The 12,206-nt window shown below is 58.7% G+C and carries 10 protein-coding genes; 9 read left to right on the top strand and 1 reads right to left on the bottom strand.

What is annotated here, in order from left to right; all coding sequences use genetic code 11:
* Nucleotides 1-2: 2 nt before the first annotated feature.
* Nucleotides 3-629 carry a LysE family translocator gene (locus FEZ21_RS00540; RefSeq protein ID WP_010657262.1) on the bottom strand — a complete coding sequence of 209 codons (627 nt, stop codon included), beginning with the start codon at nucleotides 627-629 and terminating at the stop codon, nucleotides 3-5.
* A 136-nt stretch (nucleotides 630-765) separates the two neighbouring features.
* Between FEZ21_RS00540 and FEZ21_RS00535 the strand changes: the two genes are divergently transcribed.
* From FEZ21_RS00535 to kdgD, 9 genes are all read left to right on the top strand, one after another.
* Nucleotides 766-1,248 (top strand): Lrp/AsnC family transcriptional regulator, encoded by a 483-nt coding sequence (locus FEZ21_RS00535; protein ID WP_127196839.1) that lies wholly within the window; start codon nucleotides 766-768, stop codon nucleotides 1,246-1,248.
* 1,123 nt (nucleotides 1,249-2,371) lie between these two features.
* On the top strand, nucleotides 2,372-3,250 hold the full coding sequence (locus FEZ21_RS00530; RefSeq protein WP_003439437.1) for a helix-turn-helix domain-containing protein: 879 nt from the start codon (nucleotides 2,372-2,374) through the stop codon (nucleotides 3,248-3,250).
* Nucleotides 3,251-3,400: 150 nt separating this feature from the next.
* Nucleotides 3,401-4,759: a glutamine synthetase family protein gene (locus FEZ21_RS00525; protein ID WP_010656940.1), complete on the top strand. Its 1,359-nt coding sequence runs from the start codon at nucleotides 3,401-3,403 to the stop codon at nucleotides 4,757-4,759.
* A gap of 53 nt (nucleotides 4,760-4,812) precedes the next feature.
* Nucleotides 4,813-5,901, top strand: a complete 1,089-nt coding sequence (locus tag FEZ21_RS00520; RefSeq protein WP_003439441.1) for a polyamine ABC transporter substrate-binding protein — start codon at nucleotides 4,813-4,815, stop codon at nucleotides 5,899-5,901.
* 51 nt (nucleotides 5,902-5,952) lie between these two features.
* Complete coding sequence (locus FEZ21_RS00515) at nucleotides 5,953-7,251, top strand: FAD-binding oxidoreductase (RefSeq protein ID WP_160626226.1); 1,299 nt, start codon at nucleotides 5,953-5,955, stop codon at nucleotides 7,249-7,251.
* A 77-nt stretch (nucleotides 7,252-7,328) separates the two neighbouring features.
* Complete coding sequence (locus FEZ21_RS00510) at nucleotides 7,329-9,071, top strand: amidohydrolase (protein ID WP_160626224.1); 1,743 nt, start codon at nucleotides 7,329-7,331, stop codon at nucleotides 9,069-9,071.
* Between the two features lie 94 nt (nucleotides 9,072-9,165).
* Entirely contained in the window at nucleotides 9,166-9,942 is a 777-nt protein-coding gene (locus FEZ21_RS00505) for a TorF family putative porin (protein ID WP_127196835.1), read from the top strand.
* Nucleotides 9,943-10,054: 112 nt separating this feature from the next.
* The gene (locus tag FEZ21_RS00500; RefSeq protein WP_160626221.1) at nucleotides 10,055-10,801 is read left to right on the top strand and encodes a FadR/GntR family transcriptional regulator; all 747 of its coding nucleotides are present in this window, start codon (nucleotides 10,055-10,057) and stop codon (nucleotides 10,799-10,801) included.
* Between the two features lie 375 nt (nucleotides 10,802-11,176).
* The gene (gene kdgD / locus FEZ21_RS00495) at nucleotides 11,177-12,088 is read left to right on the top strand and encodes a 5-dehydro-4-deoxyglucarate dehydratase (RefSeq protein ID WP_003439451.1); all 912 of its coding nucleotides are present in this window, start codon (nucleotides 11,177-11,179) and stop codon (nucleotides 12,086-12,088) included.
* The last annotated feature ends 118 nt before the right edge of the window (nucleotides 12,089-12,206 follow it).

The following is a 12,206-nucleotide window of genomic DNA, read 5'->3' as shown; positions in this document are numbered from 1 at the left end:
CGTCAGGCGGCCTGAACCAGCATGGCCGCTGCGGCGCCGAGCATGATGATCGCCGCCCCCCTGAACAGCCCCCGTTGGGCCCGGGGGCTGGCGAGCACATGGCGGATGCGCACCGCGCCCAGCACAAACAGGCCGCCGACCATAAATAAAACAGCAATGGTCAGCGGCACCAGCATGACGCCCCAGACTTGCAGGGACACCGACTCCAGGTTGATCACCAGCGGCAGTAGCGCCAGATAGAAGGCAATGGTTTTCGGGTTGCCCAGGGTGATGGTCAGGCCTGAGAGCCAGGCGCTGAACAGCTCTTGTCTGTTCAGCGGCTTGCCCACGTTGACGGGCTGGGGTTGCGCCCTCCAGAACTGCCAGGCCAGATAGGCCAGATACAGCGCAGCACATATTCGTACCAGTACAAACAAGGTATCGAAGTGTTGGGCGACCAGGCTCAGGCCAAATACTGCGAACGATAAATAAATCAAATCCCCCAGAATCAAGCCAAGCAGCAAACTGAAGCCGGGCAAGGCACCGCCGCTCACGCTGCGGGCCACCAGTGCCGCCATACCGGGCCCGGGGATAGCGGCGGCAACAGCGAGGGCGGCGGTGTACGTGAGTACCTGAGAAAATTCCAGCATGATTCGAAGGCATCCTTGGGAGAGAGTTTGTGCAAATAAGCATATCTCCCGGACCCAGGATAAATTGGTCTATTCAAGTTGTCGGCTGCTGGATTTTGGGTCAGATTTACCCTGAACAAACCATGGGAAGGTATTTATGACCGAGCAGGCTTTAAGCGCAATCGACGCCAGAATTCTCGCGGCCTTGCAGCAGGATGGGCGCACGACCAACCAGACCCTGGCCGATGGCATTGGCATGTCGGCCTCGCCTTGCTGGCGCCGGGTGCGCCAGCTTGAAGAGCACAAAGTGATTCAGGGTTATCGCGCGGTACTGGACCGCCGCAAGATCGGGCTGGGGGTGCTGGTGTTTGTGCGGGTCACCATTGATCGTCACAGCGAAGTCGAAGCCCGCAAGTTCGAGCAGGAAGTCATGGCCCTCGAAGACGTGGTGGCTTGCTACAGCATTGGTGGCGACGCGGACTTTCTGTTGCAAGTGGTCTCGCGGGACCTGGACACCTTTGCCGACTTTGCCATGTCGGTGATCCGGCGCCTGACAGGGATCAAAGAGATGCAGAGCATGTTTGTACTCAAGGAAATCAAGCCGTTCATGGCCTGGCCGGTCAAAGGCCCAAAAGCGTGACCGCAATGCCGGCGAGCCAATCGCTGGCAAGCCAGCTCCCACAAAAAGCTTTCAGCTTCACAAGCCCCCTGTGGGAGAAGGCATGCCCACACAGCCAATCCCTGGCAAGCCAGCTCCCACAAAAAGCTTTCAGCTTCACAAGCCCCCTGTGGGAGAAGGCTTGCCCGCACAGCCAATCGCTGGCAAGCCAGCTCCCACAAGAAGCTTTCAGTTTCACAAGTCCCTGTGGGAGAAGGCATGCCCACACAGCCAATCGCTGGCAAGCCAGCTCCCACAAGAAGCTTTCAGTTTCACAAGTCCCTGTGGGAGAAGGCATGTCCACACAGCCAATCCCTGGCAAGCCAGCTCCCACAAGAAGCTTTCAGCTTCACAAGTCCCCTGTGGGAGAAGGCATGCCCACACAGCCAATCGCTGGCAAGCCAGCTCCCACAAGAAGCTTTCAGCTTCACAAGTCCCTGTGGGAGAAGGCATGCCCACACAGCCAATCCCTGGCAAGCCAGCTCCCACAAGAAGCTTTCAGCTTCACAAGTCCCCTGTGGGAGAAGGCATGCCCACACAGCCAATCGCTGGCAAGCCAGCTCCCACAAGATGCTTTCAGCCTCACAAGCCCCCTGTGGGAGAAGGCATGCCCACACAGCCAATCCCTGGCAAGCCAGCTCCTACAAAAAGCTTTCAGCTTCACAAGTCCCCTGTGGGAGAAGGCATGCCCACACAGCCAATCGCTGGCAAGCCAGCTCCCACAAGAAGCTTTCAGTTTCACAAGTCTCAGTGGGAGAAGGCTTGCCCACACAGCCAATCGCTGGCAAGCCAGCTCCCACAGGAAGCTTTCAGTTTCACAAGTCCCAGTGGGAGAAGGCATGCCCACACAGCTAATCGCTGGCAAGCCAGCTCCCACAAAAAGCTTTCAGCTTCACAAGCCCCTCTGTGGGAGCTGGCTTGCCAGCGATGCAGGCGACGCGGTTTTACTCTTGGCCCCGTACAGGCAATCCCGGGCAAGCCAGACCCGCCCATGACCCTTTTGGGTGTTTCTTTACTGGTGGGCATTAGGCTAAGGTGCGCCAATAATAATTATTACTGGCAGTGTCCCGTTGGCTTGGACCCGGGCACAAGGAAGGGCAGCCGTATGCAGATTCAATCCCATGACACGGCGGATGTGGATCAGCAATTAGTCATCGCGGGCTGGCATGAGCATTACCAGCAAATGTCCGCGGGCTGTTTCCACGGTGCAGTGGTGCACATGCAGCTCAATGGCATTGAAGCCTATGAAGAACGCATGAACACGCGCATCGAGCAGCATTTTCAAGCGCCGGCAGACTCACTGGTCTTCAGTTTCGATACGCGTAACGGCTCCCTGTATCTGCTCAATGAAGACACGCAAAACACCTGGATCACCCCCGAGAACTATCAGGAAGTCGGAGTCGTGATCGGCCCCCGCTATTTAAGCCGGCTCGATAACCTGAGCCACATGGACGGCCTGTTCCTGACGCAGTTGGTGTCTCAGCAAAGCCAGGTTTTTGGCCGCTGGTTGAGCCGTACATTGCAGCAGCTGGCCACCCAGCACTCGCCCCTGATCGAGGAAAGCCTGGCGCAGCAACTGGTCGACGATTGCCTGTATATCCTCGACTGCCCCAGCCAGGCGCCGGACCGCACCAGCCAGAAACACCTTGCCCATGACCGGCGGCTGATACAGCGGGTATTTGATCTGGTCATGGCCAGCCCCCAGGAACACCTGGATGTATTGCACCTGGCCAAGGGGGTCGGCGTTTCCGTTCGCCAGTTGCAGCACAGCTTCACTTCTTTCGCCGGGGTTTCGCCGAGCCAGTGGCAGCGCTTGCGGCGGTTGAATTTCGCCCGCCGGGATTTGCTGCGCTGCACCCCCGGCGATACCCGGGTGGCGGAAATCGCCATGCGCTGGTCATTCTGGCACCTGGGGCGTTTCTCCCAGACCTACCGCAGCCTGTTTGGCGAACTGCCCAGCCAGACCTTGCTGCGCCCTCGCTGACGCCGCCTGAGTTCCTCTGACGCCCCAAAATGGGGCGTTAATAAAAGCGCAAATCGGATAGAAGCCCTCCTGCCCACGATTGCACTATCGCCTTGCAGCATGGAACCGGGTCGTCATGTGGCGCCCAGTCAAATTCCTGTAAGAGGCGTTATGAAAGGCAATCTGGATCGACTCAGCCATTGGCTAAAAGAAAACAAAATCACCGAAGTTGAGTGCCTCATCTCTGATTTAAGCGGCATCGCACGGGGCAAAATATCGCCGACCAACAAGTTCCTCAACGAGCAGGGCATGCGCCTGCCGGAGAGCGTTCTGTTGCAGACCGTTACCGGGGATTACGTCGAAGACGATATTTACTACGAGTTGCTGGATGCCGCAGATATCGACATGCATTGCCGTCCGGATCAGGACGCCGTGTTTATCGTGCCTTGGGCCTCCGAGCCCACCGCCCAGGTGATTCACGACACCTATGACAAGCAGGGCAACGCCATCGAGCTGTCGCCGCGCAACCTGCTGAAAAAAGTCCTGAGCCTCTATACCGCCCGTGGCTGGAAGCCGATCGTGGCGCCGGAAATGGAGTTCTACCTGACCCAGCGCAGCCCTGACCCGGACTATCCGTTGAAACCCCCGGTCGGCCGTTCGGGGCGCCAGGAGACCGGGCGCCAGTCATATTCAATCGAGGCCACCAACGAATTCGATCCGCTGTTTGAAGACATGTATGACTGGAGCGAAGCCCAGGGGCTGGATCTGGACACCCTGATTCACGAGGAAGGCACTGCCCAGATGGAAATCAACTTCCGTCACGGTGGCGCGCTGTCCCTGGCCGACCAGATCATTATTTTCAAAAGAACCATGCGCGAAGCGGCGCTCAAACATGACGTCAGCGCCACCTTCATGGCCAAGCCGATGACCGGTGAACCGGGCAGCGCCATGCATGTCCACCAGAGCGTGGTCGATCTGGAGACCGGAGTTTCGGTGTTCTCCAATCCCGATGGCAGCATGAGCGAGCTGTTCATGCATCACATTGGCGGCCTGCAAAAATACATCCCTGAAACCCTGCCGCTGTTCGCCCCCAACGTGAACTCGTTCCGCCGCTTCCTGCCCGATACCTCGGCCCCGGTGAACGTGGAATGGGGCGAAGAAAACCGTACCGTCGGCCTGCGCGTGCCGGACTCCGATCCGCAGAACCGCCGGGTGGAAAACCGCCTGGCCGGTGCCGATGCCAACCCCTATCTGGCCCTGGCCGCCAGTCTGCTCTGCGGTTATGCCGGTATGGTCGAGGGTATCGAACCGAGCGCGCCAGTGGTCGGCCGCGGCTATGAACGGCGCAACCTGCGCCTGCCGCTGACCCTGGAAGCTGCGCTGGAATGCATGGAGCAGTCGGACATGGCGAAAAAATATCTGGGTGAGCGTTTCACCAAGGGCTTTGTCGCGGTCAAGCGCGTCGAGCACGAGAACTACAAACAGGTCATCAGTTCCTGGGAACGCGAGTTCCTGCTGTTCAGCGTGTAGGCCGTACCTGCGGCCAAAGCATTGCAAAATGTACTCAGAGAAAGGACATGTGGATGAAACGTATCGCCCTGAAACTGACGCTCGCGGCACTTTGCGGCCTTGCTGGCCAGGCGTCGGCGCAAGACGTGGTCAATATCTATAACTGGACGGACTACATTGCCGAAGACACGTTGGTGAACTTTGAGCATCAGACCGGGATCAAGCCGGTTTATGACGTGTTTGACTCCAACGAAACCCTGGAAGGCAAGTTGCTGGCCGGGCGCACCGGCTACGACGTGGTCGTGCCGAGCAACCACTTCCTGGGGCGTCAGATCAAGGCCGGGGTGTTCCAGAAACTCGACAAGTCCCAGATTCCCAACTGGAAGAATCTTGACCCGGTGTTGCTGGCGCGCCTGGAAGCCAACGACCCGGGCAATGAGTACGCGGTGCCTTATCTGTGGGGCACCAATGGCATTGGCTACAACGTCGACAAGGTCAAGCAGGTGCTTGGCATCGACAAAATAGACTCCTGGAGCGTGCTGTTCGAGCCTGAAAACCTGAAGAAACTCAAAAGCTGCGGTGTTGCCTTTATGGACTCCGCCGACGAAGTGATGCCGTCGATGCTCAACTATCTGGGGCTCGACGCCCGCAGCCTGAAGCCTGAGGACTACAAGGTCGCCGAGAAAAAACTGCAGCCACTGCGGCCTTACATCAGCTACTTCCATTCCTCCAAATACGTGACCGACCTGGCCAACGGTGACATTTGTATCGCCTTCGGTTATTCCGGCGACGTGTACCAGGCCATCCATCGTGCGCAAGAGGCGGGCAACGGGGTGAACATTGCCTACGTGGTGCCCAAAGAGGGGGGCAACCTGTGGTTCGACATGCTGACCATCCCGGCCGATGCCAAGAACCCCAAGCAGGCCCACGCGTTTATCAATTACCTGCTGCAACCCGAGGTGATTGCCAAAATCAGCGAGTACGTGGGGTATGCCAATGCCAACACCCAGGCCACGGCCCTGATGAGTGATGAAATTACCCACAACCCGTCGATCTACCCGCCCGAGTCGGTGCAGGCCAAGCTCTATGTGTCATCGGAGCTGCCACCTGACCTTATGCGCTGGATGACGCGCTCGTGGAACAAGTTCAAGTCCGGTCGTTAATCCTGTGCCGGGCACCCAGGGGTGCCCGGTCACTGAGCAGGCAAATTCTTTATGACGTCCATGCTGTCTTTACCGCATACCTATTACAGCGCCACCCGCAATCAGCAGCTCACTTGCCCGGTACTTGAGGGGCAGGCCCAGGCGGACGTGTGCATCATCGGCGCGGGTTTTACCGGGTTGAATACCGCGATTGAACTGGCGGAGCGCGGCCATTCGGTGATCGTGCTCGAGGCGCATCAAGTCGCCTGGGGTGCCAGTGGCCGTAACGGCGGGCAGTTGATTCGCGGGGTGGGTCACGATCTGGATGCGCACGAAAAAACCATCGGCCGTGAAGGCGTCAGAGTGCTGGAACATTTGGGCCTGGACGCAGTGGATCTGGTGCGTCAGCGCATCGAAAAACATGCCATCGACTGCGACTTGCGCTGGGGGTTCTGCGAGCTGGCCAATACCCCGCGCCATGTTGAAAACCTGATCGCCGAGCAAGAGTCGCTGCACAGGCTGGGCTACAGGCACAAGGTCGAGCTGATCGGGCGCGCTGACATGCACCGGGTGGTGGGTTCCGATCGCTACCTCGGCGGGCTGACTGATGAAGGCTCGGGGCACTTGCATCCGCTCAATCTGGCACTGGGCGAAGCCCGGGTAGCTCAGCAACTGGGCGTCAGGTTGTACCAGAACAGTGCCGCCACCCGTATCGAATATGGCCCGCAGATCCGGGTCCATACCGCCAGCGGCGTGGTCAGGGCCAAAACCCTGGTACTCGCCGGCAATGCCCATCTGGGCGAGCTGGAGCCGGCACTAAGTGGCAAGGTGCTGGCCGCCGCCAGCTATGTCATCGCCACCGAACCCTTGAGCGAGGAGCTGGCCAGTGCGCTGATTCCGGACAATCGCGCTTTGTGCGATCAGCGGGTAGGGCTTGATTACTATCGGTTGTCGGCTGACCGACGACTGTTGTTCGGGGGCGCGTGCCATTACTCGGGGCGCACCTTGCAGGACATCGCCGGTTACATGCGCCCGAAAATGCTGGAGGTCTTCCCGCAGCTGGCGGGCAAGCGCATCGACTTCCAGTGGAGCGGCATGATCGGCATCGGTGCCAACCGGCTGCCGCAGATCGGCCGGTTGCAGGCCCATCCCAACGTGTTTTATGCCCAGGCGTATGCCGGGCACGGGATCAACACCACGCATATGGCGGCGCGCCTGGTCGCGCAAGCGATCAGCCTTGAACAGAGCAATGGTTTCGAACTGTTCAGTCGCGTGCCACACATGACATTCCCGGGGGGCAAGCACCTGCGTTCACCGCTGCTGGCGCTGGGCATGTTGTGGTACCGGCTCAAGGAAATAGCAGGGCATTAATCACCCTTCGGGAGCTGGTTGCCAGCTCCCGAAGGGTGTGTCTGACAACAACAAGAAAATCCTCAAAGGACCTTCACATGAAGCGATTTACCCCCTGTGTGCTGGCCGCGCTGTTCGCGTTGCCGTCTTTGCCAGCTCTGGCCGCTGCCGACCTGGTGTTCATCAATGGCAAGGTATTCACCGGCGTGCCGGGTCAGCCCTTGGTCAGCGCCGTGGCGGTGGAAAACGGCAAAATCAGCAAGGTGGGCAGTGATGCCGAAATCCAGGCACTGGCCGACAGCGGCACCCAGCGTGTCGACCTGGCAGGCAAGGTGCTGATGCCCGGGATGATTGATACCCACAGTCATCCGGTGAGCGCCGGTCTGAACAGTCTGGGGGCGAATTTGCTCGACGAAGAAAAACCGCTGCCCGAACTTGAGCAATGGATCATCGAGCAGGACAAGGCGGGCACCGCGCGGTCGGGCGACGTGATCAATATTGCCGGGGTCAGTTCTGCTTATTGGGAGCAGGCGCGGGAGCTGGGGAAAATTTTCAATCAGGGCCGTTGGGCCGATCAGCCGCTGGTATTGAGCGGCATCGACGGGCACACCGGCTGGGCCAATAACGCGATGCTCAAGCGTGCGAAAATTGATGCCGCCCTGGTCAAAAGCCTGCCAGCCAACGAGCAGGGCTATGTGGGCCACGAAGCAGACTTCACTCCAACCGGTTTTTTTGCCGAGTCGCGCTGGGACCAGGTCCGGGGCCAGATTCCTCCGGCAAGTCCTGAGGTCATGCTCAAAGCTGCCCGCGAAGCGGTAAAGGTCAATAATCAATACGGGGTGACGGCCTGGATGGACGCGGCCTCCAACGCTGGCCCCGATGACGCGCTGTTTGATTTCACGGCTACCGAGCAAACCCTGGGGGTGCTGCCGCTTTATCGCCAGCTTGCAGAAAATGGCGAGCTCACCGCCCACGTCGCGGCGCTGATGCTCACCAACTCCCAAAGCAAGCCTGCCGATCTTGAAGTGCTGGCCCGGGTCATGAAGCAGTTCGAAGGCGTGCCCAACCTCACATTCCCCGGGATCAAGGTGTTTGCCGACGGCATTCTGGAGTACCCGGGGCAAACCGCAGCGGTGATCGTGCCGTATAAAAACAGCAACAAAAATGGCGAGCTGTTGATCGACCCGGCGCACTTCGGTGAGCTGGTGGTCGCGGCAGAAAAGCGCGGCTGGATCGTGCACATGCACGCAGTCGGTGACCGCGCGGTACGTGAGTCACTCAACGGCTTTGAGTATGCGCGCAAGCTCAATCCGACCCCGGTGGCCCATAGCATCAGCCACCTGCAACTGGTCAATCCCAAAGAGTTTCCACGCTTTGCCCAGCTCGGTGTGATTGCCTCGATGCAACTGCTGTGGGCCATCGAGGAGAGCTACACCATTGACCTGGTCAAGCCTTATATCAGTGCCTTCGCTTATGGCTATCAGTACCCGGCCAAATCCCTGCAGGACGCGGGTGCGATGATTTCGGGTGCCAGTGACTGGCCGGTATCGAGCCCTAACCCGTGGAACGCCATCGGCCAGGCCGTTACTCGCGATGGCCCCATGGGCGTGCTCAATGCCAAAGAACGAGTCGATCGCCAGACCATGTTTTACGCCTACACCATCAACGCAGCCAAAACCCTGGGGCTGGCTGAACAGATCGGTTCCCTGGCACCGGGCAAGCAGGCTGACCTGATCATCCTCGATCGTGATGTGTTCAACGTCGGCGACCACGAGTTGTACGATACCAAAGTGCTGAAAACCTACTTCGCCGGTAAGCCGGTAAACGCCCCCGAAGCCTGATTGAAAAACCCTGCCTCTGGCGCCACGACCCCGTGGCGTCCGGCGCAGCCGTGGGTGAGTTTCCATGCAGCTCTATAAAAACAAGAGAAACCCTATGAACGCAGCCTCAGTCTTCATGCTTGCCGGTCTCGCCCTGTCGCCATTGCTCAGCGCCCAGGCGGTGGAACTCAATGACCAGTTTTCCCTGCTGATCACCCCCACGCTGGTCAGTGATTACCGGGCCAACGGGCTTTCACAAACCAAGGGCGATCCTGCCGCGCAACTGGCCGTCACACTCAGCCACGCCAGTGGTTTGTACGCCGGTATCTGGACCTCCAATGTCAATTTCGGCTATGGCTCAAAAGCGCGCCAGGAAATCGAGTACTACGCCGGATATGCCTGGCAAATCAACGACAACATCAGCCTGGATACTTTCTACACCCGTTATGAATATCCCCGTGAAAGCGGCTACAACCAGAGCGACGTGCAGACCGTGCTGGATGTGTACGGTGTATTACTGGGGGGCAAATATGTCACCAACATGCAGGGGCCGGAATACGAGGACGAGAACGGCGAATTTCATGAAGGTAAAAAAGACGAGGACTTGTCGACGTTTTTTGTCGGCTACCGCACGCTGTTGCCTGCAGAGTTCGGTTTAGAGCTGCGTTATGAATATGTGGACTACAAGGACAAGGTTTTTTTCAGCGACAGCGGCAAGGGGCGGGCGGACTACACCGATTGGGAAATCAAGCTTACTCGCGACTTTGTCGGCGTCAGCTGGGGCTTGAGTTACATCGACACCAGCCTGTCGAAAGCCGAGTGCCAGAGCTACACCGGTTATGACGATGTGTGTGGTGCGACCCTGCTGGCCAGCGCCAGCAAAACCTTCTAAACCGGGGTTGCAAGGGTGTCGGCAAGCTCAGCATGTGATCGTACAACCCGCTTGAGCTATCATGCGTGGATGTTTTGCCCCGATGCCCTTGAATCCGAGAAAGATTTTCACCATGGAAAACCCAAACGACGTCCCCCGCCTTCCGCGCAAACGCCGCAGCCTCGCGCAGGAGTTGGTGACGGTGCTGTCCGAACAGATTCGTGACGGCTTGCTCAAACGAGGTGACAAACTACCCACCGAGTCCGCGATCATGGAAGTGCACGGGGTCAGCCGCACGGTGGTACGTGAGGCGATTTCTCGTTTGCAGGCAGCAGGCCAGGTCGAGACCCGGCATGGCATCGGCACTTTTGTGCTGGACACACCGAGCCCGAGCGGTTTTCGCATCGACCCGGCCACCGTGGTCACTTTGCGTGATGTGTTGGCGATTCTTGAACTGCGTATCAGCCTCGAAGTCGAGTCTGCCGGGCTGGCCGCCCAGCGGCGCAGCGACGAGCAACTGGCCGCGATGCGGGCGGCACTGGATGCGTTGAACGAAAATACCGCCCGTGACGGTGATGCGGTGGCTTCGGATTTCCAGTTTCATCTACAGATTGCGTTGTCGACGGGCAACCGCTACTTCACCGATATCATGACCCACCTGGGTACCAGCATCATTCCCCGTACCCGGCTCAACTCTGCGCACCTGGCCCATGATGACCAGCAGCAGTACATGCATCGCCTGAGCCGGGAGCACGAAGAAATCTACACCGCCATTGCCCGCCAGGACTCGGACGCCGCCCGAGCCGCCATGCGCCTGCACCTGACCAACAGTCGCGAACGACTGCGCCATGCCCACGAAGAAGCCGAAGCAAGGGGTTGATCGAACCCCCGCGAACCCCTAGTCGCTGACGAGGCTCGGGGCTGCGATCGGCTGCGAAGCAGTCGTAGCCTGGAAGCAGGGCTTCCCTCGAAAAGCTCGCAGCCTGGTGCCTCGTCAGCGACTACGGTTGCGGTTGTGGCGTCTTCTCGTACAACCTGCATCCGTCCTTGAATTAATTTTCATCCATCCGCCAACCTTCAGAAACCCTTGTGCCACGGGCCTTTGCTCTGGTTTGTGGCTCGGCAACGGAACCCCTGTGCAGGCAATTTGAAGAATTTGGATTGACGATTATATTTATAGTTGTACGATGACGTACGACACGGCGAAAGCGCTGCCGTTTTTATCATTACTACAAGCTCCCAGGGTGTTCGAATAATGAATCCACAAGAACTGAAGTCCATCCTCTCTTCCGGTCTGCTGTCTTTCCCGATTACCGATTTCAATGCCCAGGGTGATTTCCACCGTGAGGGCTACATCAAGCGTCTGGAATGGCTGGCCCCGTATGGCGCTTCTGCTTTGTTCGCCGCAGGCGGCACCGGTGAGTTCTTCTCCCTGGCGGCCAGCGAATATTCGCAAGTGATCAAAACCGCAGTCGATACCTGTGCCAACAGCGTGCCGATTCTCGCCGGTGTCGGCGGCTCGACCCGTCAGGCCATCGAATACGCACAAGAAGCTGAACGTCTGGGGGCCAAAGGTTTGCTGCTGCTGCCGCACTACCTGACTGAAGCCAGCCAGGACGGGGTTGCCGCCCACGTTGAAGCCGTGTGCAAGTCGGTCAAGATCGGGGTGATCGTTTATAACCGTAACGTCTGCCGCCTGACCGCGCCGCTGCTGGAGCGTCTGGCCGAGCGCTGCCCGAACCTGATCGGTTACAAAGATGGCCTGGGTGATATCGAGTTGATGGTTTCGATCCGCCGCCGTCTGGGCGATCGCTTCAGCTACCTCGGTGGCCTGCCAACCGCAGAAGTCTATGCCGCCGCCTACAAGGCGCTGGGCGTGCCGGTTTACTCCTCGGCAGTGTTCAACTTCATTCCCAAGACCGCGATGGATTTCTACCACGCCATCGCCCGTGAAGATCACACCACCGTGGGCAAGATCATTGATGACTTCTTCTTGCCGTACCTGGATATCCGTAACCGCAAGGCCGGTTACGCAGTGAGCATCGTCAAGGCCGGCGCCACCATTTCCGGTTACACCGCAGGTCCGGTGCGTACGCCACTGACCGATTTGTTGCCGGAAGAATACGAAGCACTGGCCGCCTTGATCGACAAGCAAGGTCCGCAGTAACCCATAATCAAGGCCGCTGAGAAATCAGCGGCCTTTTGCGTTGTAGACACACCGATCCACCCTGTAGGAGCGAGCTGTCCGGGTTTAAAAGCTCGCGCCTGCAGGATGAAAAATAGTT

The organism is Pseudomonas sp. 9.1(2019) (assembly GCF_009910445.1).
GTDB classification, from domain to species: Bacteria; Pseudomonadota; Gammaproteobacteria; order Pseudomonadales; family Pseudomonadaceae; genus Aquipseudomonas; species Aquipseudomonas paraversuta.
Note: the sequence above shows the minus strand (reverse complement) of the source record. Positions and strands in the feature narration are given on the sequence as shown.

Coding starts and splice junctions, on each gene's coding strand:
- FEZ21_RS00525 (WP_010656940.1), top strand. CDS start 3,401: ATGAAAGGCAATCTGGATCGACTCAGCCATTGGCTAAAAGAAAACAAA.
- FEZ21_RS00530 (WP_003439437.1), top strand. CDS start 2,372: ATGCAGATTCAATCCCATGACACGGCGGATGTGGATCAGCAATTAGTC.
- FEZ21_RS00535 (WP_127196839.1), top strand. CDS start 766: ATGACCGAGCAGGCTTTAAGCGCAATCGACGCCAGAATTCTCGCGGCC.
- kdgD (WP_003439451.1), top strand. CDS start 11,177: ATGAATCCACAAGAACTGAAGTCCATCCTCTCTTCCGGTCTGCTGTCT.
- FEZ21_RS00520 (WP_003439441.1), top strand. CDS start 4,813: ATGAAACGTATCGCCCTGAAACTGACGCTCGCGGCACTTTGCGGCCTT.
- FEZ21_RS00500 (WP_160626221.1), top strand. CDS start 10,055: ATGGAAAACCCAAACGACGTCCCCCGCCTTCCGCGCAAACGCCGCAGC.
- FEZ21_RS00540 (WP_010657262.1), bottom strand. CDS start 629: ATGCTGGAATTTTCTCAGGTACTCACGTACACCGCCGCCCTCGCTGTT.
- FEZ21_RS00515 (WP_160626226.1), top strand. CDS start 5,953: ATGACGTCCATGCTGTCTTTACCGCATACCTATTACAGCGCCACCCGC.
- FEZ21_RS00505 (WP_127196835.1), top strand. CDS start 9,166: ATGAACGCAGCCTCAGTCTTCATGCTTGCCGGTCTCGCCCTGTCGCCA.
- FEZ21_RS00510 (WP_160626224.1), top strand. CDS start 7,329: ATGAAGCGATTTACCCCCTGTGTGCTGGCCGCGCTGTTCGCGTTGCCG.